This is a genomic window from Pseudomonas sp. NS1(2017) (assembly GCF_002269425.1).
Taxonomy (GTDB): Bacteria; Pseudomonadota; Gammaproteobacteria; order Pseudomonadales; family Pseudomonadaceae; genus Aquipseudomonas; species Aquipseudomonas reactans.
Map to the genome: position 1 here is coordinate 5654617 of NZ_CP022960.1, position 22455 is coordinate 5677071.

19 protein-coding genes are annotated in these 22455 nt (G+C 62.8%); 16 read left to right on the forward strand and 3 right to left on the reverse strand.

The window, feature by feature from the left end:
* Positions 1-65: 65 nt before the first annotated feature.
* The gene (locus tag CI807_RS26350; protein ID WP_095016851.1) at positions 66-6275 is read right to left on the reverse strand and encodes a non-ribosomal peptide synthetase; all 6210 of its coding nucleotides are present in this window, start codon (positions 6273-6275) and stop codon (positions 66-68) included.
* A gap of 489 nt (positions 6276-6764) precedes the next feature.
* Here CI807_RS26350 and CI807_RS26355 point away from each other — a divergent pair, with 489 nt between their 5' ends.
* Entirely contained in the window at positions 6765-7556 is a 792-nt protein-coding gene (locus CI807_RS26355; protein ID WP_095016852.1) for a helix-turn-helix transcriptional regulator, read from the forward strand.
* Positions 7556-9007: an efflux transporter outer membrane subunit gene (locus tag CI807_RS26360; protein WP_157742080.1), complete on the forward strand. Its 1452-nt coding sequence runs from the start codon at positions 7556-7558 to the stop codon at positions 9005-9007. The genes CI807_RS26355 and CI807_RS26360 overlap by 1 nt, the downstream gene beginning before the upstream one ends.
* Here the strand turns inward: CI807_RS26360 and hpaA are convergent.
* Positions 8934-9794 (reverse strand): 4-hydroxyphenylacetate catabolism regulatory protein HpaA, encoded by an 861-nt coding sequence (gene hpaA, locus CI807_RS26365; RefSeq protein ID WP_016978419.1) that lies wholly within the window; start codon positions 9792-9794, stop codon positions 8934-8936. The two genes, CI807_RS26360 and hpaA, sit on opposite strands and share 74 nt — an antisense overlap.
* A gap of 127 nt (positions 9795-9921) precedes the next feature.
* On the opposite strand from hpaA, the gene CI807_RS26370 reads away from it, so the two are divergent.
* The 9 genes from CI807_RS26370 to CI807_RS26410 all read left to right on the forward strand — a co-directional run bounded on the left by CI807_RS26370 (position 9922) and on the right by CI807_RS26410 (position 17606).
* Positions 9922-10587, forward strand: a complete 666-nt coding sequence (locus tag CI807_RS26370; protein WP_095016854.1) for a fumarylacetoacetate hydrolase family protein — start codon at positions 9922-9924, stop codon at positions 10585-10587.
* Positions 10584-11354, forward strand: coding sequence for a fumarylacetoacetate hydrolase family protein (locus CI807_RS26375; RefSeq protein WP_095016855.1), 771 nt, complete (start codon positions 10584-10586; stop codon positions 11352-11354). The genes CI807_RS26370 and CI807_RS26375 overlap by 4 nt, the downstream gene beginning before the upstream one ends.
* Positions 11355-11359: 5 nt before the next feature.
* Positions 11360-12820 carry a 5-carboxymethyl-2-hydroxymuconate semialdehyde dehydrogenase gene (gene hpaE, locus CI807_RS26380; protein WP_095016856.1) on the forward strand — a complete coding sequence of 487 codons (1461 nt, stop codon included), beginning with the start codon at positions 11360-11362 and terminating at the stop codon, positions 12818-12820.
* Between the two features lie 47 nt (positions 12821-12867).
* Positions 12868-13725 (forward strand): 3,4-dihydroxyphenylacetate 2,3-dioxygenase, encoded by an 858-nt coding sequence (gene hpaD / locus CI807_RS26385; RefSeq protein ID WP_095016857.1) that lies wholly within the window; start codon positions 12868-12870, stop codon positions 13723-13725.
* 15 nt (positions 13726-13740) lie between these two features.
* Positions 13741-14133: a 5-carboxymethyl-2-hydroxymuconate Delta-isomerase gene (locus tag CI807_RS26390; protein WP_095016858.1), complete on the forward strand. Its 393-nt coding sequence runs from the start codon at positions 13741-13743 to the stop codon at positions 14131-14133.
* A 46-nt stretch (positions 14134-14179) separates the two neighbouring features.
* Positions 14180-15484 carry an MFS transporter gene (locus CI807_RS26395; RefSeq protein WP_095016859.1) on the forward strand — a complete coding sequence of 435 codons (1305 nt, stop codon included), beginning with the start codon at positions 14180-14182 and terminating at the stop codon, positions 15482-15484.
* 11 nt (positions 15485-15495) lie between these two features.
* Entirely contained in the window at positions 15496-16299 is an 804-nt protein-coding gene (hpaH, locus tag CI807_RS26400; RefSeq protein ID WP_095016860.1) for a 2-oxo-hept-4-ene-1,7-dioate hydratase, read from the forward strand.
* Positions 16300-16315: 16 nt separating this feature from the next.
* Positions 16316-17116: a 4-hydroxy-2-oxoheptanedioate aldolase gene (gene hpaI / locus CI807_RS26405; protein WP_095016861.1), complete on the forward strand. Its 801-nt coding sequence runs from the start codon at positions 16316-16318 to the stop codon at positions 17114-17116.
* A gap of 139 nt (positions 17117-17255) precedes the next feature.
* A complete protein-coding gene (locus CI807_RS26410; protein ID WP_157742081.1) occupies positions 17256-17606 on the forward strand; it encodes a hypothetical protein in 351 nt (116 codons plus the stop codon).
* A gap of 13 nt (positions 17607-17619) precedes the next feature.
* Here the strand turns inward: CI807_RS26410 and hpaR are convergent, their stop codons facing one another.
* Positions 17620-18048 (reverse strand): homoprotocatechuate degradation operon regulator HpaR, encoded by a 429-nt coding sequence (gene hpaR, locus CI807_RS26415; RefSeq protein WP_010209251.1) that lies wholly within the window; start codon positions 18046-18048, stop codon positions 17620-17622.
* Between the two features lie 206 nt (positions 18049-18254).
* Here hpaR and CI807_RS26420 point away from each other — a divergent pair, with 206 nt between their 5' ends.
* The 5 genes from CI807_RS26420 to CI807_RS26440 all read left to right on the forward strand — a co-directional run bounded on the left by CI807_RS26420 (position 18255) and on the right by CI807_RS26440 (position 22411).
* The gene (locus CI807_RS26420) at positions 18255-19553 is read left to right on the forward strand and encodes an FAD-binding oxidoreductase (RefSeq protein WP_016978428.1); all 1299 of its coding nucleotides are present in this window, start codon (positions 18255-18257) and stop codon (positions 19551-19553) included.
* 119 nt (positions 19554-19672) lie between these two features.
* Positions 19673-20038 carry a cupin domain-containing protein gene (locus CI807_RS26425; RefSeq protein ID WP_016978429.1) on the forward strand — a complete coding sequence of 122 codons (366 nt, stop codon included), beginning with the start codon at positions 19673-19675 and terminating at the stop codon, positions 20036-20038.
* Positions 20039-20051: 13 nt separating this feature from the next.
* Positions 20052-20873 (forward strand): molybdenum cofactor biosynthesis F family protein, encoded by an 822-nt coding sequence (locus CI807_RS26430; protein WP_095016863.1) that lies wholly within the window; start codon positions 20052-20054, stop codon positions 20871-20873.
* On the forward strand, positions 20866-21666 hold the full coding sequence (locus CI807_RS26435) for an SDR family NAD(P)-dependent oxidoreductase (RefSeq protein WP_095016864.1): 801 nt from the start codon (positions 20866-20868) through the stop codon (positions 21664-21666). The genes CI807_RS26430 and CI807_RS26435 overlap by 8 nt, the downstream gene beginning before the upstream one ends.
* On the forward strand, positions 21659-22411 hold the full coding sequence (locus CI807_RS26440; protein ID WP_095016865.1) for an SDR family oxidoreductase: 753 nt from the start codon (positions 21659-21661) through the stop codon (positions 22409-22411). Before CI807_RS26435 ends, CI807_RS26440 begins: the two co-directional genes overlap by 8 nt.
* The last annotated feature ends 44 nt before the right edge of the window (positions 22412-22455 follow it).

Genomic DNA, 22455 nt, shown 5'->3' on the forward strand with positions numbered 1-22455 from the left:
AAAGTGAGCCGCCGTAAGGGCGGAACCAATAGCCGCCCTTACCGCAGAAATGGATATGTACACCGTCAGATCCTGCGACGCCGGTTAAGTTGAGGAATGGCCGCCTGAGGAACCTCCACCCGCTCCACCTGCGTCGCCGTCTGCGCCGCCAACTGCGCCAACGTCGGATGACTGAACAACGTCCGCGCATCCACCCCCAACCCCGCCTTGCGCATCCGCGCCACCAGATTCACCGCCAACAACGAATGCCCCCCCAACTCAAAGAAATGATCATGCCGCCCCACCCGCTCAAGCTTCAGCACCTCAGTCCAAATACCGGCCATCACTGTCTCAACTTCCCCCACCGGCGCTTCATAAGCCCGGCTCACCACCGACTCCAACCCCGGCTCCGGCAACGCCTTACGGTCAAGCTTGCCAGCAGGGTTGAGCGGCAACTCATCCAACCGCACAAACGCCGCCGGCACCATGTACTCCGGCAACTGCTCCAACACATGCACGCGCAGGGTTTCCAGGCTCGGTGCCTCCCCACGCACAGTGAAATAGGCAACCAAACGCTCATCCCGAATCAATACCGCCACTTCCCGCAACGCCGGATGCGCCATCAACCGTGATTCAATTTCCCCCAGCTCCAAGCGCACACCACGCAGTTTGACCTGGAAGTCATTGCGCCCCAGAAACTCAAGGTTGCTGTCCGGCAGGTAACGCACCAGATCACCCGTGCGGTACAGCCGGTCGCCGTCAACAAACGGGCTGTCGATAAACCGTTCGGCGGTCATCTGCTCCAGCCCCAGATAACCACGGGCCACGCCGACCCCACCGATATGCAACTGCCCACTAACCCCCATCGGCACAGGCGCATCGTGTTCATCCAGTACATAAAGGCGTGTGTTGTTGATCGCCCGGCCAATCGGCAGTTGCAGCGCAGGCACCGGGCCGCCGGGCTCCAGGGTCCAGGCGCTGCTGTCCACCGTGGCTTCGGTAGGCCCGTAGACATTATGCAGGCGCACCTTGGGCAAGCGCGCCTGCACGCCACGGGCCAGGGCTTCGGTGAGTTCGCCGCCGCCACACAGCACGTCAGTGAGGCTGGTGCACAGGGCAGATTCTTCCAGTTCAAGAAACTGCTGGAGCATTGCCGGCACGAACTTGATCACGCTGATCTGCTGTTCGCGAATCACCTGCGCCAGGTACGCAGGCTCACGGTGACCATCCGGCCGGGCGAGCACCAACCGCATGCCGTTGGTGAGTGGCCAGAACAGCTCCCATACCGAGCCGTCGAAGCTGAAGGGCGCCCGTTGCAACAGCGCGCCGCCCTCGGCGTTGGGGCACAACTGCGAGCCCCAATGCATCAGGTTACCAAGGCCCCGATGCTCGATCATCACGCCTTTGGGCGTACCGGTGGAGCCCGAGGTGTACATCACGTAGGCCAGGTTGGCGACGCTCAAGCCCGGCACCAACGGATTGCCGATGGGTGCCTGGCTCCAGGCGCAGTGGTCGAAGTCGATCACCGGGATCGACACCTCACCCGGCAAGTCGCGGGTTGCCCCGTGCACCAGCAATGCAACCGGTTGGCTGTCGTGGAGCATGTAGGCCAGGCGCTCGCGCGGGTAGCCTGGGTCCAGCGGCACATAGGCGCCGCCGGCCTTGAGGATCGCCAGCAAGCCCACTACCAGATCCAGCCCGCGCTCGACGCACAGCGCCACGCGGGCGTCCGGTTGCACCCCGCGTTCGCGCAGGTGGAAGGCCAGTTGATTGGCGCGTTCGTTGAGCTCGCGGTAGGTCAGTTGCAACTCGCCGGCCTGCACCGCCACGGCGTGGGGAATGTGCCGCGCGTGAGCTTCGAACAGAGCCTGCACGGTGAGGGTTTCGGGGTATGCGGTTTCAGTGGCGTTGAAGTCCACCAGCAAGGTGTTCAACTCGCTGGCGGGCAGAACCCGAATTTCACGCAGTAGTGTTTGCGGTGCCTGCTCCAGCGTGTCCGCCAGGTTGATCAGCACGGTTTCGAGGTAATCCAACAGACGCTCGGCGCCGACCTGACGTGGGGCCTTGGCCTTGATCTGGAAGCCACTGGCGGTGTCATCCACGGTCAGCATCAGCGGGTAGCTGAGAATGTCTTCACTGCTGAGTAAGGCGATGCCCGGCACCAGGGTCAAGTCGCGCTCGGCATCGGTGTGCCGGTAATTGAGCAGGCTGTTGAAGAGCGGTGACGCGCTGCTGCAACGCTGAGCCAACGCAAGGGAGGCTTGCTCATGGGCGAGTAATGCACTGAGCTGGGCGTGAGTATCGCGCAGGGCATCAGCCACGTTTTTACCGGCAAGGCGCACGCGCAGCGGCAGCGTGTTGATGAACATGCCCAGGGCCCGGTCGGCGCCCTCGCCCGCTTGCAAACGGCCGAGCAACACGGTGCCGAATACCACGTCATCGCGCCCCGCCACGCGGCTGAGCACCTGGGCCCAGGCCAGATGGAACAGGCTGGCCGCGCTCACGCCCAACCCGCGCGCCTGGGCACGCAGGCGCTGATTGAGCCGGTCGCTCAGGGCGCGTTCGGCTTCATCGGTGTGCGCCCGATCCGCCTGGCGTTCCTGTAGTCCGAAGGCCAGCGTCGGCTCGTCGATATCACCCAGTTGCTCGCGAAAGAACGCCTCATGCCCGGCCTGACGTGCCGGCGAACGGGCTTGCGTCACCACAGTGCGATACGGCACCGGCACCGGTAGTTGTGCCTGCTGGCCGAGCAAATGGGCGCGGAGTTCCTGCATCAGGATTGTGGTGGAGGTGGCGTCGTTGACCAGGTGATGGAAGCGCAGACGAGCGATCCAGCGTTGGTGCTGCGGTTCTTCGGCATAGTCCAGGGCCATGAGTGGCGCCTGGCGCAAATCCAGCGGTAAATAGCCCTCGCGCAACGGTTCAACGCGTAACAGCGCCGCGCGCCACACCACTTGCATCGGCTGCTCAAGCGCATCCCACACCAGGCTGGTGCGCAGGATATCGTGGCGATTGATCACCTGTTGCAGGGCCTGGGCAAATGCGTCCAACTGCTCGCGCCGGGCAAAACTGAACAACGCCTGTTGCTGATACGGATCGCGCTCGTCGGTGATGTGATGGTAGAGCAAGCCCTCCTGCAACGGCGCCAGCGGGTAGACGTCCTGCACGTTGGCCGCGCCGCCGGGAATGCTCGCGACAATGCGCGCCAGGTTCTCAGGATCCAGCTCGGCCAGGTGAGGTTCGTCCACCTCGCCGTATTCACTGGCCGCCGCCAAGGCCGCCAGGGTCGGCTGGCCGAACAGCACCTGCACATCGGCACGCAGCCCGACCTGGCGCATGCGCTGCACCAATTGCACGGCCAGCAACGAATGCCCGCCGAGTTCGAAAAAGTGGTCGTGACGCCCGATCTGCTGCACCTGCAACAGCTCGGCCCAGAGTTGCGCCAACAGGGACTCCACCCCGGCGTGCGGGGCTTCATACAGGCGCGTGACGAAGGCATCCTGGGTCGGCGCGGGCAATGCCTTGCGGTCGAGCTTGCCGTTGGCGGTCAGGGGCAGCGCATCCAGTTGCGTGTAGGCGGCGGGCAGCATGTAGTCGGGCAGCGAGGCCTGCAGGTGGGTGCGCAGGGCTTCGATCTGCAGCGCTTCGCGGGGGACAAACCAGGCGAACAGTTGCCCATCGCGTGACTGCACCACCGCCTCCTGCACGTGCGGATGAGTGGCCAGGGCGGATTCGATTTCGCCCAGTTCGATGCGTACACCACGGATTTTCACCTGATCGTCATTGCGCCCCAGGTATTCAAGGTTGCCCTCCGGCAGCCAGCGCGCTAGGTCGCCGGTGCGGTACATGCGGCCTTCGATAAACGGGTCGTCAAGGAAGCGTTCGGCACTGAGCTCGGGGCGATTGAGATAACCCCGTGCGACACCTTTGCCGCCGACGTACAGCTCCCCCGGTACACCGATGGGCACCGGGCGTTGCTGTTCATCCAGCAAGTACACCGTCGCATTGGCGATGGGCGCGCCGATGTGCAATGGCTGGCCTACTTCCATGGGACCGGAGGTGGCGACCACCGTGGCTTCGGTGGGGCCGTAGTTGTTGATCACCGCAAAGGACTGCGCCTGGGTGAAAGAGCGCAATCGGTCGCCGCCGATCAGCAGGGTGCGCAGGGTCGGGTGTTGCAGGCCCTGGCTGAAAGCGTACTCGGCCACGGGCGTCGGCAGGAAGCACACCTGCAGCGGCTGCGCCTGCCACCAACGGAGCAGCGCGTCGATATCTTCGGCGCCGTCATGAGCCGGCGGCAGGTGCACGGTGGCGCCCACGCACAGCGCAGGCCAGATTTCCCAGGCCATCGCGTCAAACCCGAAGCCGGCGACACTGGCGGTGTGGCTGCCGGCGTGCAGGTCGAAGGCCTGGCAATGCCAGTCCACCAGGTTCGAGACCGTGTGATGCTCGACCATCACGCCCTTGGGCAGGCCGGTGGAGCCTGAGGTGTAGATCACATAGGCGAGGTTGGCGGCGCTGACCGGCACGCGGGGATTGGTGCCCAGGTGGAAGGTCGGGCGATCCAGCTGGATCACCGGCACCTCCAGTGCAGGCAAACGCGGCAGCAAATCGTGCTGGGTGAGCACCACCACCGGATCGCTGTCTTGCAGCAAATAGTTCAGGCGCTCGGCGGGATGGGCCGGGTCGACCGGCACGTAGCAGGCGCCCGATTTGAGGATCGCCAGCAACCCCACCAACGTCTCCAACCCGCGCCGCGCCAGGATCACCACGCGGTCGTCCGGTTGTACACCACGTTCCAGCAGTTGATGGGCCAGCGCATTGGCCTGCTGATTGAGCTGCGCGTAGCTCAACTGCCGGCCTTGGTACACCGCCGCCACGGCGTCCGGCGTACGTGCAGCCTGGGCTTCGATGCGGCCATGCACGGTTTGCAGCGGTGCGTTGGGCTGGGCGGTGGCGTTCCAGTGTTGCAGCTGGGCCTGTTCGGCGGGCGTCACCAGGGAGAAATCACTGATCTTCAGCGCGACGTCCTCCAACCCTTGCTCCAGCAGCCAGGTAAAGCGCTGCGCCAGGGCGAGTACTTCATCGTGCTGGAAGTACGCTTCGTTGTAGACGCAATGCAGGCACGCGGTGTCCTGGTAGCGGTTGCTGCGCAGGTGGATCGCCAGCGGCAACGGCTCATGGTGGTTGGACACCTTGACCGCTCGGGCCTCGGTGGTGCCATAGCGCAGTTCATGGTCGTCCTGCTCGAAGGACACTGAAAGGTCGAACAACTGACTGCGATCAGTGCGGCGCAGGCCCAGCTCACGGTTCATCTCACTCAGGGGAAAACGTTGGTGCCGGAAGTCCTGCTTGAGCTGATCACGCACCCCACGCACCACGGCGCTGAATGGCAACTGCTCATCGAACTGCAAACGCACGGCGCTGACCTGGGTGAACAGCCCGACGGTGGAACGAAAACGCGCATTGGAGCGGTTGAGAATCGGCAGCCCCACCACCCACTCCTGGCGCTGGGCGGTGCGCGTGAAATACACATACATCGCCGCCAGTAGCACATGAAATGCCGAGGCCTGGTACCGGTGGGCCACTTGCTCCATACGGTTGAGCAGCGCCACCGGAAACCCTTGGACCAAGGTATTGCTGGACATCCTGGCGGTATACCGGGGCGTCAGTAATGGCTCCGGCAGCACCTGGTATTTGCCCAGCCAATACCCACGGTCGCGGGCATAGCGGGCCGAGGCGTGGTAGCGCTCATCCGCGTCGATGAAGTCGATATAGGACGGCGCCAACGGCTCCGGTTGCCGGCCTTGCTGCAGGTCGGTGTACAGCCGGGCCAGAGATTGCAGCATCTGGCCGAAGCCCCAGCCATCGAGGATCAGGTGGTGGGCCTGGGTGCCGAGGCGATAGTGATCGTCATCGAGCTTGACCAGGAAGAAGCGAAACAGCGGCGCACCCTGCAGGGTGAATGGCAGGGCCATTTGCGCCTGCATCAACGCCTGGCTGGCGGCCTGTGGATCAGGCTCGCCGACAACATCATGCAGGGCCAGGTCGACGGGCAACGTGGTGGCGAAGGTCTGCCGAGGCAAACCGTTGGCGTCGGTGTGCAGTTGCGTGCGCAACGCATCGTGCTTGATCACCAATAACTCGATAGCGCGCTGCATCAGGTCTTGCGCGATGGGGCCGGCAAAATCCACATAGCCGCCGATGTTGTACAGCGGCGAATCGCCCACGCGCAGTTGGTCGAGCCAGATGTCCTGTTGGGCGGCAGTAAGGGGGAAGCTGGAGGAATGCTTCATAAGATCCTTCTCATGGGGTTCAGGCACTGGCCGCGCAGGGAGGCCCATTACGACGAATAGGCCGGATTGGAGCATGAGGGATCGGGGCTGTCTGACACCCTAAACCCGGACATCCAAATGGATGGAACAGGCTTGGCTGAGGGTTCATTGCTGAAACGATTAAAGCTGTGTAGGAAATTGGCTATCCCTGACCGCTGCCAGAGCTCATTGATTGTTTTAAAAATTAATTGTTTTTGTTATTTATCAGATAGTTAACTAACTCCAAAAACCTCTTATGGTTTTTCTAGGCCGGAATTGCCTCTCAGAAACGTCGAATTAATGACGTGGTTTTTATGGCAGGTTGTGTCCCTCGTTTCCGCTACATACGTAGGACGAATCCCCTGGCTAAATACAATCTCGACTACCGACTCTGGTGTGTGAGCAACGGATCGCCCCCGCAGAAGCCCAGAGAGTCTGTTGACGGTTTTCGACATCAAGGATGAGATGGCTATGAGTTTGACCAGCAGTATTGCCAACCCGCAAAGCCCGAATTTCTATGCCGAAATGGGCGAGTTGATTGCCAGCAGTGGCCACGCGGACTTCGCCGCACACATGCTGCACCTGGTGGACAAGTGGGTGCCGATCCACCTGGTGGACCTCAGTGAATGGACCCTCGACGCGCTGCGTGACCGCGTGCTCGATATCAAGCTGCTCGGCAGCGCCGGCCAGACCCAGGACCTGCCGCCGCTGGTGCTGAACTCCATGGACGACCACCCGTTGCTGCGGGAAATGCTCGGCATGCAGGACCCACTGCTAATTCAGTTGAAGGCCAAGGCCAAGAGCGTGTTCCCGCGGGGCACCTCGCACCAGTGCAACCTTGTGTCGCGTCAGGGTAACCGGCGCTGTGTGATTTCGTTTTATCGCCCACCCAACCATCGCGGGTTTTCCCTGGCCGAGCTGTCGTTTCTCAAGTGCCTGTCGGACACCCTGCTGCCGTTGATCGAGTGCCATGCCCAGAGCCTGCGCCAGGCGCCCCAACCCGCGGCCGAACCGGCCCACACCTTGCTGGAGCAATCCCAATTGCAGCGTGAGTTCTACAAGCGCCTGTCCCTCGGTGAAATCACCCTGTCGGCACGCGAACAAGAGGTGTGTCTGGGCCTGCTGACCGGTGGCACCGTGCCGCAAATGGCGGAAAAACTCAGCGTGAAGAACAGCTCCATCGAAACTTACCTCAAGCGCGCCGCGGCCAAGCTGGGCGTGAGTGGCCGACATGGCCTGGCCAAATGGATGGTTGGCGCCTGATGAATAAATTGAGCGCATTCGCGATGGCAGGGCTGCTTGGCGGCTGCTCGTTGATCCCGGATTATCACCGGCCTGAGGCGCCCGTGCCGGCGCAGTATCCCCAGCAAGGGGTGTACGCGCTGGCACAGGCCGGCACGTCGGACTGGCAGCAGTTGTTTCATGACCCGGCGTTGCAACGGTTGATTGGCGAGGCCTTGGTCAACAACCGCGATCTGCGGGTGGCGGCGCTGAACGTCGAGGCGTTCCAGGCGCAATACCGCATCCAGCGTGCAGACCTGTTCCCGGCCGTTTCTGCCACCGGAGCCGGTCAGCGTCGGCGTTTGCCGGGGGATGTGACCGGCACGGGCAAGCCTGCCATCACGTCGAGCTATTCCGCGACCCTGGGCATCAGCGCCTATGAACTGGATCTGTTCGGCCGCATCCGCAGCCTCAGCGAACAGGCGATGCTCACCTACCTCGGTACCGAAGAGGCGCGGCGCAGCGCGCAGTTGAGCCTGGTCGCCAATGTCGCCAATGCCTACCTGACCTGGCGCGCCGACCAAGAACTGCTGGCCCTGGCCCGCCAGACCCTGGTGGCCAACGAACACAGCCTGCGCCTCACCCGCGGCAGCAAAACCGCCGGCAAGGCGTCGGCACTGGATGTGGTGCAAGCCAGTACCAGCGTCGAAAGCACCCGCGTCAGCGTGGCCCGTTATGAGCGCCAGGTCGCCCAGGACCTCAACAGTCTGGCCCTGCTGGTGGGTGGCCCGGTGGACGAACAACTGCCGTCGCGCCCGCTGGCGGATGACTTAGTCGCAAGGGTGCCAGCCGGCCTGCCTTCGGACCTGCTGCAACGCCGTCCGGATATCCTCCAGGCCGAGTACCAACTGCGCGCCGCCAATGCCAATATCGGCGCCGCACGCGCTGCGTTTTTCCCGTCAGTGAGCCTCACTGCCAACGCCGGCACCGCCAGTACGGAACTGTCAGGGCTGTTCAAGGCCGGCTCCGGCAGTTGGACGTTCCAGCCGCAGATCAACCTGCCGATCTTCAACGCCGGCAGCCTGCGCGCCAGCCTCGACTACGCCAAGCTGCAAAAGGACATCACGGTGGCGCAGTACGAAAAATCTATCCAGACCGCCTTCCAGGAAGTCGCCGATGGCCTCGCGGCGCGGCAGACCTATACCGACCAACTGGAGGCGCAACGGGATTTCGTCGCGGCCAACCAGCAGTATTACAACCTGGCCGAACACCGCTACCGCAGCGGCGTGGACAGCAACCTCACCTTCCTCGATGCGCAACGTACGCTGTTCAGCTCGCAGCAGGCGCTGATCGTCGACCGCCTGGCACAGCTGGTGGCCGAGGTGAAGTTGTACACCGCGCTGGGCGGTGCGTGGCAGGTCAGCGCAAGCCCGACTGCCGCAGCCGATACTCCCCCGGTGTCACCTGCGCATACCGAAGGAAAAACCGGCTGAAATACGCCGGGTCCTTGAAGCCGAGCTGGTAGCAGATTTCATTGGCGGAACTGCCGGTGAACAGCAGCAGGCGCTTGGCTTCCTGCATCACGCGCTCAAGAATCAGGCGCTTGGACGGCAGGTCGGCCAGGCGCCGGCACACCTCATTCAGGCGTGCCTCGGTCACGCCAATCCCCTCGGCATAGCGCGCCAGCGGCCAGTGTTCCAGGTAGTGCGCCTCGATCAACTCGTTGAAGCGATGAAAGATGCGCAGGTCTTCGTGGCGGGTCGGGCGCGCCGGTAACGAGTGGGCGCACAGCCGCAGCAGGCGGATCATGATCAGCCGCGTAAGGCTGTCCAGGGCCGCCGCGCGCCCTGCCCGCTCGGCGTTGATCTCATCGCTCAACTCTTCGAACAATCGATCCAGGCCTTGATCACCCGCCGTCAACGCCACACAGGCAGCGCCGGACGCCAGGCTGGGGTCGGCGTCGATCAATCCCCAGACCAACTGCTGACGTACCGTCAGCACGTGCCCATCGGCATCCGCCTCGGTGACAAAGGCGTGGGGCACCGTGGGCGGCGTGAGGAAGAACATCGGCCCGGACTCCACATACTGGCGGTCGTCCAAGTACACCCGCACCGCGCCACTTTTCACGTAATGCACCTGGAAAAACCGGTCATGCCGGTGCACGGGCATGTTGCGCCCGAAAAAGCCCGCCAGGTTGCCGAGCTTGTCGTAGTGCACCTCGGCATCGCTGTAACGCTGGTCGTAGACCTGCCCGATATTGATATTGGGAATCGGCTGCACGCTGCCCCCTTGTTGTTATTTGAATGCCAGGGATTTTGCCACGCTTGACGGTAGTTAACATATTAATTATAACGTTAACAACTTAACGAACTGCCTATGCAGCAGTCGCCACCGTCAGGAGAAACGCATGAGCCGTACCCTGCATGATGTTGCCAGCGGCACCCTGTTCGGCGTTGCGCTGAACTACCAGGGCCTGCTGGACCAGCATCTCGCCGCCTTCCAGCAGGCGCCCTACCAGAAGCCGCCGACCAAGCCGGTGCTGTTTATCAAGACCCCGAATACGCGCAACCAGCACGATGCGGTGGTGCTGCACCCTCAGGGCGAACGCCTGCAACCCGGCCCGGCATTGGGCGTGGTGATCGGCCAGCGTGCCAGCCGCGTCAGCCTGGACAATGCCATGGCCCATGTGGCCGGTTATGTGGTGGTCAACGAATTCAGCCTGCCGGAAGACAGCTACTACCGCCCCGCCGTCAAAGCCAAATGTCGCGATGGGTTCTGCGCGCTGGGGCCGGCGTTCGTGCCACGGGACCAGGTGGGCAACCCCAACCAACTGAGCCTAAAGCTGTGGGTCAACGGCGAACTGCGCCAGGAAAACTCCACCGCGAATTGGGTGCGGGACATCCCGCTATTGATCGCCGAGATCAGCGAGTTCATGACCCTGCACCCCGGCGACGTGCTGATCACCGGCACGCCCGAAGGCCGCGTGGATGTGGTGCCGGGCGACACCGTTGAAGTCGAGATCAGTGGCGTGGGTCGCCTGACCAGCCATATCCAGACGGAGACCCCAGCATGAAACGCGCCCGCATCCGCTATGAAGATAAAATCCACGCCGTAACGGTCGAAGCCGACAATGCCGTGCGCCTGGACGACGGTCGCCTGCTCGCGGAAGATCAGGTCGAGTGGCTGCCCCCGGCCACCGGCAACATGTTCGCCCTCGGCCTGAACTACGCCGACCACGCCGCCGAACTGGCCTTTACGCCACCGACCGAACCACTGGCGTTCATCAAGTCCGTCGGCACCTACGCCGGCCACCGCCAGGTCACCTGGCGCCCGGACAACGTCGCCTACATGCACTACGAGTGTGAGCTGGTGGCGGTCATCGGCAAGGCCGCGCGCAACGTCAAACGTGCCGACGCCCTGGACTACCTGGCCGGCTACACGGTGTGCAACGACTACGCGATCCGCGACTACCTGGAAAACTACTACCGCCCCAACCTGCGCGTGAAAAACCGCGACGCCACCACCCCGGTCGGCCCGTGGATCGTCGACGTGGCCGATGTGCCCAACCCAGGCAACCTGACCCTGCGTACCTGGATCAATGGTGAACTGCGCCAGGAAGGCAGCACCCGCGACATGATTTTCGACATCCCCTATCTCATCGAATACCTGTCCAGCTTCATGACCCTGCAACCGGGCGACATGATCGCCACCGGCACGCCCGAGGGCCTGGCCGATGTGGTGCCCGGCGATGAAGTGGTGGTGGAAGTCGAAGGCGTGGGCCGCCTGGTCAACCGAATTGTCAGCGAGGCGGAGTTCTTCTCTGCCCGGAAAGAGGCGTAAGCAGCATGATCAAACACTGGATCAACGGCCGCGAGGTCGAAAGCAAAGACACCTTCATCAACTACAACCCGGCCACCGGCGAGGCGATTGGTGAGGTTGCCAGCGGCGGTGCCGAGGAAGTCGCGTTGGCCGTGGCGGCAGCCAAGGAAGCCTTCCCCAAGTGGGCTAATACGCCGGCCAAGGAGCGCGCACGCCTGATGCGCAAGCTCGGTGAATTGATCGAACAGAACGTGCCGCACCTGGCCGAGCTGGAAACCCTCGACACCGGCCTGCCGATCCATCAGACCAAGAACGTGTTGATCCCAAGGGCATCGCACAACTTCGACTTCTTCGCCGAAGTCTGCACGCGCATGGACGGCCACAGCTACCCGGTGGACGACCAGATGCTCAACTACACCCTCTACCAACCGGTAGGCGTGTGCGGGTTGGTGTCGCCGTGGAACGTGCCGTTCATGACCGCCACCTGGAAGACCGCGCCGTGCCTGGCACTGGGTAATACGGCGGTGCTAAAGATGTCTGAACTGTCGCCGCTGACCGCCAATGAACTGGGGCGCCTGGCGGTGGAAGCCGGGATCCCCAACGGCGTGCTCAACGTGATCCAGGGCTATGGCGCCACGGCCGGTGATGCGCTGGTGCGCCACCCGGACGTGCGGGCAATTTCCTTTACCGGCGGCACCGCCACCGGCAAGAAGATCATGCAGACCGCCGGCCTGAAGAAGTACTCCATGGAGCTGGGCGGCAAGTCGCCGGTGCTGATCTTTGAGGACGCCGATCTGGAACGCGCCCTCGACGCGGCGCTGTTCACCATCTTCTCCCTGAACGGTGAACGCTGCACCGCTGGCAGCCGCATCTTTATCCAGGAAAGCGTGTACCCGCAGTTCATCGCCGAATTCGCGGCGCGCGCCAAACGCCTGATCGTCGGTGACCCGCAGGATCCAAACACCCAGGTCGGATCGATGATCACCCAGGCGCATTACGACAAGGTCACCGGCTACATCAGGATTGGTCTCGAAGAAGGTGCCACACTCCTTGCCGGCGGCCTGGAACGCCCGGCCAACCTGCCGGCGCATTTAAGCAAAGGCCAGTTCATCCAGCCGACCGTATTTGCCGATGTGAACAACAAGATGCGCATCGCCCAGGAAGAAATCTTCGGCCCGGTGGTGTGCCTGATCCCATTCAAGGACGAAGCCGAGGCCCTGCAATTGGCCAATGACACCGAGTACGGCCTGGCCTCCTACATCTGGACCCAGGACATCGGCAAGGCCCATCGCCTGGCGCGCGGGATTGAAGCCGGCATGGTATTTATCAACAGCCAGAACGTGCGCGACCTGCGCCAGCCGTTCGGCGGGGTCAAGGGCTCCGGCACCGGGCGCGAAGGTGGCCAGTACAGCTTTGAAGTGTTTGCCGAGATCAAGAACGTGTGCATTTCCATGGGCAGCCATCACATCCCGCGTTGGGGTGTGTAACACCAGGTAATGCGCTCCAACAAAAATAATGAATCTGGAGAATCATCATGGGCGAAGTGGTCCTGGCGGCGAAGATCTGTCACGTACCGTCGATGTACCTGTCGGAACTGCCCGGCAAGCATCACGGCTGTCGCGAAGCGGCGATTGCCGGGCATAAGGAAATCGGCCGGCGCGCCCGCGAACTGGGCGCCGACACGGCGGTGGTGTTCGACGTGCACTGGCTGGTCAACAGTGGTTACCACGTCAACTGCGGCGAGCAGTTCCAGGGCACCTACACCAGTAACGAGCTGCCGCACTTCATCAAGAACATGGACTACGCCTACCCCGGTTGCCCCGAGCTGGGCGAACTGATCGCTGCCGAGGCCAACTCGGCCGGCGTGCGCAGCATGGCCCATAACATCCCGAGCCTGGAGCTGGAATACGGCACGCTGGTGCCCATGCGCTACATGCACATGGGTGTGCCGGAGGATGAGAAATTCAAAGTCATTTCCATCGCCGCGTGGTGCGCCTGGCATCGCCTCGAAGACAGCTTTGCCTTTGGTGCCGCCGTGCGCCGGGCCATCGAGAAGAGCGACCGCAAGGTGCTGGTGCTGGCCTCCGGTTCGCTGTCCCACCGTTTCTCGGATGACCGCCAGGCCGAGGCAAATATCCACAACTGGACCCGCGAGTTCGACAAGCAGGTGGACCTGCATGTGGTGGAGATGTGGAAGCAAGGCCGCTTCAAGGAGTTCTGCGCGATGCTGCCGGACTACGCCGAACACTGCTTCGGCGAAGGCAAGATGCACGACACCGCCATGCTCCTGGGGCTGCTCGGTGGGCCGGATTATGCCAAGCCGGCCGAGATCATCACGCCGCCATTCGGCAGCTCGGGCACCGGTCAGATCAACGCGATTTTCCCGCTGTAAACCTGGGAGAAACCCATGCCGCATTTTATCGCCGAGTACACCGACAACATCGAACAACAGGCCGACCTGCCCGGCCTGTTTAAACAGGTCCACCGCGTACTGGGAGACAGTGGCGTGTTCCCCCTCGGCGGTATCCGCAGCCGTGGCGTGCGCCTGGACACCTGGCGCATGGCCGATGGAAAACACGACTACGCCTTTGTGCACATGACCCTCAAGGTCGGCCACGGTCGCGACCTGGCCACGCGCCAGGCGGTAGCCGAGGCGTTGTTTGCGGTGATCACTACGCACTTCGCCGAGCTGCAGGCGCAACGCTTGTTGGCGCTGTCGTTCGAGATGGTCGAGTTGCACCCGCAGCTGAATTTCAAGCAGAACAATGTGCATGCGTTCCTGAACAATCCGACGGGGTAGATCCCGTCACTCCCCTCACGGCCTCTCAGACAAAAAGTACAACATCATGAGCACAGCCCAATCGACTGCCAGCCGCGTGCTGGCCGAGCATGACCGCACCCATCGTTCAGTGACCTGGCGCCTGATGCCGCTGTTGCTGGTGTGTTACCTGTTCGCCCATCTGGACCGCATCAACATCGGCTTCGCCAAGATGCAGATGAGCAGCGACTTGCACTTCAGCGACACGGTGTACGGCTTCGGCGCCGGGTTGTTCTTTATCGCCTACGCGTTGTTTGGCGTGCCGAGCAACATGGCGCTGGACCGCGTCGGCCCCCGCCGCTGGATCGCCAGCCTGATGGTGGTGTGGGGCCTGCTGTCCACCGGCATGCTGTGGGTAGAAAGTGCCAAGGGCTTCTACGTGCTGCGCTTTCTGCTGGGGGTGGCCGAGGCCGGTTTTTTCCCAGGCATCCTGGTGTTTCTCAACCGCTGGTACCCAGCACGCCGCCGCGCCCAGGTCACCGCGTTGTTTGCCATCGCCGTGCCCATGGCCGGCGTGCTGGGCGGGCCGTTGTCCGGGGCGATCCTCGAACACTTCCATGATGTGGGCGGCCTGCGCGGCTGGCAGTGGATGTTCCTGATCGAGGGCCTGCCGGTGGTGCTGCTCGGGCTGGTGGTGCTCAAGTGGTTGCCGGACGGTTTCGACTCGGTGCACTGGTTGACGGCCGAGCAAAAACTTCAGTTGCACACCCAACTGCGCAGTGAAGAACAGCGCAAGACCATCACCTCGTTCGGCGGCATCCTGCGCGACCCGCAGGTGTGGTTGCTGGTGGCGGTGTATTTCGCGGTGATGCTGGCGGTGAACACCCTGGCGTTCTGGATGCCCACGCTGATCCACGGCGCCGGTATCGGCCGCGACAGCCAGGTCGGCCTGCTGAGTGCCGTGCCGTACCTGGCCGGGTGTTTCTTCATGATCGGCTGCGGGCGTTCGTCCGACCGCCACCGCGAACGTCGCTGGCACCTGTGCGTGCCGCTGCTGATGGCTGCCGTCGGCATTGCCGTGGCCGGCCTGGCGCCAGGCAACCCTCTGCTGGTGATGGGCGGGTTGGTGGTCGCCGGCATGGGCGCCAGCGCGGCCTTGCCGATGTTCTGGCAACTGCCGCCAGCGTTTCTCTCCAACACCACCCAGGCGGCCGGCATCGCCATGATCAGCTCGTTCGGCAGCGTCGCCGCGTTCCTTGCGCCCTACCTGATCGGCTGGATGCGCGACGCCACTCAGAGCGCCAGCCTGGCGCTGTACGTACTCGCTGTATTTATCGCCCTCGGCGGCCTGCTGGTGCTGCGCACCCACGCCGCCATCGTCAATCCCCGTTAAGGACCGTTGCCATGCTCGACTCCCAGCAAATTCTTGCGGCCGCTGCCCACCTGGACCGCGCCGAACGCAGCCGCGAACAGGTGCGCCAGTTTTCCCTCGACTACCCCGACATCACCCTTGAAGACGCCTACGCCATCCAGCGCGCCTGGGTTGCGCAAAAGATCCAGGACGGCCGCACGTTGAAGGGCCACAAGATCGGCCTCACCTCGCGGGCCATGCAGGTGTCGTCAAACATCACCGAGCCGGACTACGGCGCCCTGCTCGATGACATGTTCTTCGACGAAGGCAGCGACATTCCCTTCGAACGCTTCATCGTGCCGCGGGTGGAAGTGGAGCTGGCGTTTATCCTCGGCAAACCCCTCAAGGGCCCGAACTGCACGGTGTTCGATGTGCTCGACGCCACCGAATGGGTGATCCCGGCGCTGGAGATCATCGACGCACGTATCCAGCAGGTCGACCCGCACACCAACGCGACGCGCAAGGTTTTCGACACCATCTCCGACAACGCCGCGAATGCCGGCGTGGTGCTGGGCGGCCGTGCCGTGCGCCCCACCGAGATCGACCTGCGCAAAGTGCCGGCGGTGCTGTACCGCAACGGCGTGATCGAGGAATCCGGCGTTTCCGCCGCCGTGCTCAACCACCCGGCCAAAGGCGTGGCCTGGCTGGCGAACAAACTGGCGCCGTATGACGTGACCCTGCTGCCGGGGCAGATCATTCTCGGCGGCTCGTTTACGCGCCCGGTCGCGGCTCGCCCTGGCGACACCTTCCACGTCGACTACGACCTGCTCGGCTCGATCGCCTGCCGCTTCGTCTGAACCCTGGAGGATTGCCATGGACATGCCCGTCAACCGCTTCAAACAACGCCTGCGCAACGGCGACGTACAGATCGGCCTGTGGCTCGGCCTGGCCGACGCCTATTGCGCCGAACTGGCCGCCAACGCCGGTTTCGACTGGCTGCTGATCGACGGCGAACACGCGCCCAACCACCTGCAAGGCATGCTCGCCCAGTTGCAGGCCGTAGCGCCCTACCCCAGCCAGGCACTGATTCGCCCGGTGATCGGCGACAGTGCGTTGATCAAGCAACTGCTGGACATCGGCGCCCAGACCCTGCTGGTGCCCATGGTCGAAAGCGCCGCCCAGGCCCGCGAACTGGTGCGCGCGATGCTTTATCCGCCTCAAGGGATCCGGGGGGTGGGCAGTGCACTGGCGCGGGCTTCACGTTGGAACAGCATCCCTGGCTACCTCGACCAGGCGGATGAACAAATGTGCCTGCTGGTGCAGATCGAAAACCTTGAAGGCCTGGCTAACCTGGATGAGATTGCCGCCGTCGAGGGCGTGGACGGTGTGTTTATAGGCCCGGCGGATTTAAGTGCGTCGATGGGGCATCGCGGCAATCCTGGGCATCCCGACGTCCAGGCGGCGATTGAAGACGCCATCGGGCGCATCGTGAAGGCGGGCAAGGCGGCTGGGATTCTGAGTGCCGATGAAAACCTGGCGCGGCGCTATATCGAATTGGGCGCGACGTTTGTCGCGGTCGGTGTGGATACCACGGTGTTGATGCGCGGGTTGCAGGCGTTGGCCGGCAAGTTCAAAGGCACGCCCCCTGTCACACACACAAGCAGCGTGTACTGAGAACGCCTGTGGACGTCAACCCATAAGGCAACAACCGGTTGCAACTGTGCATATATACATAGGAACCGAGACGGCTGAGTCGCCAACAAAATCTACTCACCGTCATCATCTGACGTTCAATGCACAGTGAGTAACTTTCATGACAAACATTCAGCCTCCTTCCATGGCATACCGCCCTCTTCCAGCACTTGAGGATCCAAAAACGCCCCCACTGGCTCCCACGAATAAGCGACAAACGATTCGTACGGTGGTGGAGCCGGATAACCTGCTCCCGGCAACGACCCTCTTTTTTAACCTTGCAGAAAAATACGGCATAAGAGACGTCAGCGTGAGAGCCAGCAAACCTGTCTTTTCTTGTGATGTAGCCCCACCGAGGCTGATGATGCCTCTTTTGCTGAAATTCAGCCCCGATCTCGCCGGTGGGATATACAGCTCGGACCTGCTGAAAAAAATCAGCCTAGTCAAACTCCACTATGTCGATCGGAAGTGATCGAAAAATCGCCTCAGCGCTTGATATTGATGTTCTTCAAGTCATCCAGCAGACCCAACAGGGTCTGCAACTTCTCTTCGCCCAACTGATCCTGCAAACGCTGGTAGTTGGCCTCCATGCATTGGCTCATGGACTCGAAACTCGCCTTGCCCTTGTCGGCCAATGTCACCAGCACCCGGCGCTGGTCCTGCTCGGCTTTGCGCCGATGCACCATGCCGGCGGTTTCCATGCGTACCAGCACACCAGTCATGCTCGGCTTGAGGATGCAGGCCAGTTCGGCCAGTTGGTAGATCTCCAGCTCACCGTATTGTTCAAGGATGCGGATGATCCGCCATTGCTGTTCGGTCAGGCCGTGTTCGTTCAAGGACGGACGGAAGAAACTCATCGCGGCTTCGCGGGCTTGCAGCAGGGTCAGGGTCAGGGACTGGCGAGGTTTGAGCATAGGATCAGGGTCACGACGTATTTAGTTAATAATTTAACGAAACTCTAGCATTCCCAGTCCAGGAGCGCGCTATAACTTGTCTAGCGCACTGCCCATGGCGCGCAGAATCAAAAGCCTGGGCACGCAGGATCAAGACTTCCACCCCGCCAGGGCCCCTAATGGAGGCATCCGCTTTAGAGCCTTCCTTCACCTTTTCAGGCTGCGCCATGATCAACATCGAAACCCCCACGTATTACACCGCCACCAAGAAATACAACCTCAGCTTCCCGACCCTGGAACAGGACATCGACGCCGATGTGGTGGTGATCGGCGGCGGTTTTTCCGGCATCAACACGGCCTTGGAACTGGCGGAAAAAGGCATCACCAATATCGTCGTGCTTGAGGCGCGTTACCTGGGCTTTGGCGGCACCGGCCGCAATGGCGGGCAGATCATGGCGGGGATCGGCCATGACCTGGAGAAGATCAAGAAGGACGTCGGCGAAGACGGGCTGCGCCAGGTGTTCGAGATCAGCGACCTGGGCGCCGACATCATCAAGAGTCGCATCGCCAAGTACAACATCGACGCGGACTTCTGCCACGGCTACGGCTACATGGGTTTCAACGCCCGCCAGGAAAAAACCCTGCGCGCCTGGGAAAAGGACTTCAAGTCGATCAACAGCCAGCACGAGATCCGCTTTCTCGGCGGTTCCGACGTGCAGCAGATCATCGGCTCCAAGGCCTACAGCAGCGCCTTGCTGCACATGGGCGGCGGGCACGTGCATTCGCTGAACCTGCTGCTGGGCGAAGCCACCGCACTGGCCAGCCATGGCGTGCGGATTTTCGAGAACAGCCCGGCGCTGGAGGTCAGCTATGGCGAGCGCATCACCGTGCGCACCGGTCGCGGTTCAGTACGCGCCAGCAAGTTACTGTGGGCCTGCGACAGTTTCCTCAACAAGCTGGAGCCGGAGCTGCACCGCTCGACCATCAACACCTACGCGTTCCAGATGATGACCGAGCCGTTGTCCGAGGAACTGATCCAGCGCATCAGCCCGATTCGCGGGGCCTACAGCGACATCCGCCCAGTGATCGACTACTACCGCGTCACCAACGAGAACCGCCTGCTGTTCGGCGCCGCCACGCCGCTGGTGGAGCACATTCCCGGCGACCTCAAGGCGTGGAACCGCAACCTCATGCTGAAGATCTTCCCCTACCTCAAGGACGTGAAAATCGACCTGGCCTGGGGTGGCCCGATGGCGTGCAGCCCCAACCTGTTCCCGCAGATCGGTACCTTGCCGGGGCGCAGCAACGCGTTTTTCGTGCAGGGCTATTCCGGCTTCGGCGTGACGCCCAGCCACATCATCTGCAAGGTCCTGGCCGAAGGCATGAGCGAAGGCTCGGCGCGCTATGACCTGGTCAGCTCGATTCATCGCCCGACCATCCTCGGCAAGGACGCGATCCGACCCTTGCTGCTGACGGCGGGCAAATCCTGGCACCAACTTTCCGGTTATTGGAACGGGCGCCGCTAATCCTGCGCCCACCTGGGCGCTTTGTCCCTCTGTAGGAGCTGGCTTGCCGGCGATGGCGATCGTTAGGACGCCATCGCCGGCAAGCCGGGCTCCTACATTACTCATCAGGAGCAACTGCCATGACCCTCACTACGCTCAAACACAACATCCAGCTGTCGGAACTCGACCCCTGGGGCACCGTGGCCGACCTCGGCTCGCAGATTCTCGAAGGCGAAGTGCGTGCCTTCGGCAAGATGACCTTCGGCGCGCCCACCGACCCGGTCAGCAGCGCCTATTTCGGCACCACCCAGGGCAAGTTCCGCATGGTCTACCCGTTTGCCGAACAGGCCACGGTGGTCACCGGCGAAGTGCTGCTCACCGACGAGTCCACCGGCCAAACCACACGCTACAAGGCCGGTGATAGCTGGTTCGTGACCAAGGGCACGCCGGTGCTGTGGGAAGTGGTCAGCGAAAGCTTCGTCAAACACTACTTTGCCGTCGTGTAAGGGAGGCGTTGCCATGACGAGTTCTTCTGACTGGATCACCGTCGGCGCGCTGGCCGACGGTTTCGCCCCGGACGCGTTTATCCTGCCCAACCTCGCCGAATTGGCGGGCCAGACCTTCACCCTGCACTTCGCCAACGGCTGGCAGATCGAGCACCGCTTCGAGCAGGACAGCCTGGCCTGGCACGCTGCCGACGGCCACTCCAGCGGCAGTGCGGCGTACCGCGCCACTTCGATTCGTCCCGGCCTGTACCTGGTGGATTTCATCAAGCATGAGGCCGGGCAGAGTTGGTCGATCAGCCTGGTGCTGGACACGCCGAACGCCTCATTCACTGCGGTGATCGGACGCCTGCCGGACCCGGCCGAGACCCACGAAGGTCTTTATCACCGCGCCCTCGCCGGTAAACCGCTGACCTCGGTCGAAGTCGACTTCCTCCACGGCAGCCTCGACCGCCCGTGGCAGGCCGGCCTCTGCCTGCACGCGCCCACCGACGAACTGGTTGGCCTGCGCAACCGATACCGCTACAGCCCCAGCGAAGTCTACGAACACATTTACCTCAACGAGCGCTTCTACGCCTGGCAGTGCCTCAAGGGCGTGGAGCAAGGCCTGTGCGACACCGACCGCTGCCATTACTACAAGATCGCCGAGCAGCTGTACCTGTTCGTGTGGCAGGAGAAGATCGTGCCGACTCTCGGCCTGGTGCTGATCGACCTGCAGCAGCACCGCAGCGACGGCAAGATCTTCGGTTATGCGGGCGCGTCCTTCGATGCGCTGTCGAACTTCCCCATCAGCTCGTATTGCCAGGTGCTCAACCGCACGGAGTATCCCGATGACTGAGCCGCGCACGGTGGTGATCACCGGCGCCGGCACGGGCATCGGCGCCGCGTGTGCCCGTTTGTATGCCCAAGAAGGTGCACGCCTGGTGCTGATCGGGCGGCGCCGAGAGCCATTGGAACAGGTCGCGCAGGACACTGGCGGCCTGATCCTGGTGGGCGATGCCGCCTGCCCGCAGACCTGGGACGGGTTTATCCAACAGATCAGCGAGCACTATGGACGCCTCGATGTGCTGCTGGCCTGTGCCGGCGGGCATGGCCTGGGCAGCGCGACCCAGACCAGCCCCGCCACCTGGGAAAGCGCTCTGCGCAGCAACCTGGACAGCGCGTTCTATAGCGCCCGCGCCTGCTTGCCACTGTTGCAGGAAAACGCGGGGACTATCGTGCTGATCGGCTCCATCGCCTCCCTGGCGGCGGGGCCCGAGGTGTGCGGCTACACCACGGCCAAACATGCCCTGCTCGGGCTTAATCGCTCGCTGGCGCGGGACTATGGGCCGCACGGTGTGCGAGTGAACGCGGTGTGCCCCGGCTGGGTGCGCACGCCCATGGCCGACGCGGAAATGCAGCCGTTGATGGACGCCTATGGCGACACCTTGCAGCAGGCATACGACCGGGTCTGCGCCGACGTGCCGCTGCGCCGTGCGGCCACTGCCGAAGAGATCGCCACGGTGTGTCGCTTCCTGGCGTCCAGTGATGCGTCGATCATTACCGGGGCGACGTTGGTGGCCGATGGCGGTTCCAGCATTGTCGACGTGCCAACCCTGGCGTTCGCGCACTTGGAGAATACCCATGACTGACCTGGATTTCAGCGGGCAAGTGGTGTTGGTCACCGGCGGTGCCCAGGGGATCGGCCGGGGCATCGTCGAGGCGTTTGCCAGGCATGGTGCTCGGGTGGTGATTGCCGACCGGCAGCGGGAACAGGCTTCGGCGGTGGCGACTGAGTTGTCCGCGCAGGGCTATCCGGTTGAAGCGGTCGGCGTCGACCTGGCCGAATCAACGGCGGTGTTTGAGTGCGTTCAACGGCTGCCACGCCTGGATATCCTGGTGCACAACGCCGGGTATTTTCCGCTGACGGCGTTTGAAGACATTACCCCGGACATCCTGCATCGCACGTTGGCGGTCAACCTGTCGGCGCTGTTCTGGCTGACCCAGGCGGCCTTGCCGGCGTTTCGCGAACAGGGCCGGGGCTGCGTGCTGGTGACCTCTTCGGTGACCGGCAACCGCGTCGGTTACCCGGGCCTCAGCCATTACGCGGCGTCCAAGGCCGGGGTCAACGGGTTTATCCGCAATGCGGCGCTGGAACTGGCGCCGTTGAAGGTGCGGGTCAATGGCGTGGAGCCGGGAATGATTGCCACGCCGGCAATGGGCAACCTGGGAGATGCGACGCTGAATGACACCATCGCCAGCCGCGTGCCACTTGGGCGTCTGGGCGCTGCGGCGGATATTGCCGGGGCCATGTTGTTCCTGGCATCTGAGCTGGCCAGCTACGTTACCGGGCAGACCTTGGTGGTGGACGGTGGGTCCACTCTGCCAGAAGTCTGAAAATCGATTCAAATGTGGGAGCGGGCTTGCTCGCGAATGCGGTG

What these genes read in the sequence shown, in the direction of transcription:
- CI807_RS26360 (WP_157742080.1), top strand. Translation starts at nt 7,556, where the DNA reads ATGAATAAATTGAGCGCATTCGCGATGGCAGGGCTGCTTGGCGGCTGC.
- hpaH (WP_095016860.1), top strand. Translation starts at nt 15,496, where the DNA reads ATGCTCGACTCCCAGCAAATTCTTGCGGCCGCTGCCCACCTGGACCGC.
- CI807_RS26395 (WP_095016859.1), top strand. Translation starts at nt 14,180, where the DNA reads ATGAGCACAGCCCAATCGACTGCCAGCCGCGTGCTGGCCGAGCATGAC.
- CI807_RS26370 (WP_095016854.1), top strand. Translation starts at nt 9,922, where the DNA reads ATGAGCCGTACCCTGCATGATGTTGCCAGCGGCACCCTGTTCGGCGTT.
- CI807_RS26430 (WP_095016863.1), top strand. Translation starts at nt 20,052, where the DNA reads ATGACGAGTTCTTCTGACTGGATCACCGTCGGCGCGCTGGCCGACGGT.
- CI807_RS26390 (WP_095016858.1), top strand. Translation starts at nt 13,741, where the DNA reads ATGCCGCATTTTATCGCCGAGTACACCGACAACATCGAACAACAGGCC.
- hpaR (WP_010209251.1), bottom strand. Translation starts at nt 18,048, where the DNA reads ATGCTCAAACCTCGCCAGTCCCTGACCCTGACCCTGCTGCAAGCCCGC.
- CI807_RS26355 (WP_095016852.1), top strand. Translation starts at nt 6,765, where the DNA reads ATGAGTTTGACCAGCAGTATTGCCAACCCGCAAAGCCCGAATTTCTAT.
- hpaI (WP_095016861.1), top strand. Translation starts at nt 16,316, where the DNA reads ATGGACATGCCCGTCAACCGCTTCAAACAACGCCTGCGCAACGGCGAC.
- CI807_RS26425 (WP_016978429.1), top strand. Translation starts at nt 19,673, where the DNA reads ATGACCCTCACTACGCTCAAACACAACATCCAGCTGTCGGAACTCGAC.
- hpaD (WP_095016857.1), top strand. Translation starts at nt 12,868, where the DNA reads ATGGGCGAAGTGGTCCTGGCGGCGAAGATCTGTCACGTACCGTCGATG.
- CI807_RS26410 (WP_157742081.1), top strand. Translation starts at nt 17,256, where the DNA reads ATGACAAACATTCAGCCTCCTTCCATGGCATACCGCCCTCTTCCAGCA.
- CI807_RS26435 (WP_095016864.1), top strand. Translation starts at nt 20,866, where the DNA reads ATGACTGAGCCGCGCACGGTGGTGATCACCGGCGCCGGCACGGGCATC.
- CI807_RS26440 (WP_095016865.1), top strand. Translation starts at nt 21,659, where the DNA reads ATGACTGACCTGGATTTCAGCGGGCAAGTGGTGTTGGTCACCGGCGGT.
- hpaE (WP_095016856.1), top strand. Translation starts at nt 11,360, where the DNA reads ATGATCAAACACTGGATCAACGGCCGCGAGGTCGAAAGCAAAGACACC.
- CI807_RS26350 (WP_095016851.1), bottom strand. Translation starts at nt 6,275, where the DNA reads ATGAAGCATTCCTCCAGCTTCCCCCTTACTGCCGCCCAACAGGACATC.
- CI807_RS26420 (WP_016978428.1), top strand. Translation starts at nt 18,255, where the DNA reads ATGATCAACATCGAAACCCCCACGTATTACACCGCCACCAAGAAATAC.
- CI807_RS26375 (WP_095016855.1), top strand. Translation starts at nt 10,584, where the DNA reads ATGAAACGCGCCCGCATCCGCTATGAAGATAAAATCCACGCCGTAACG.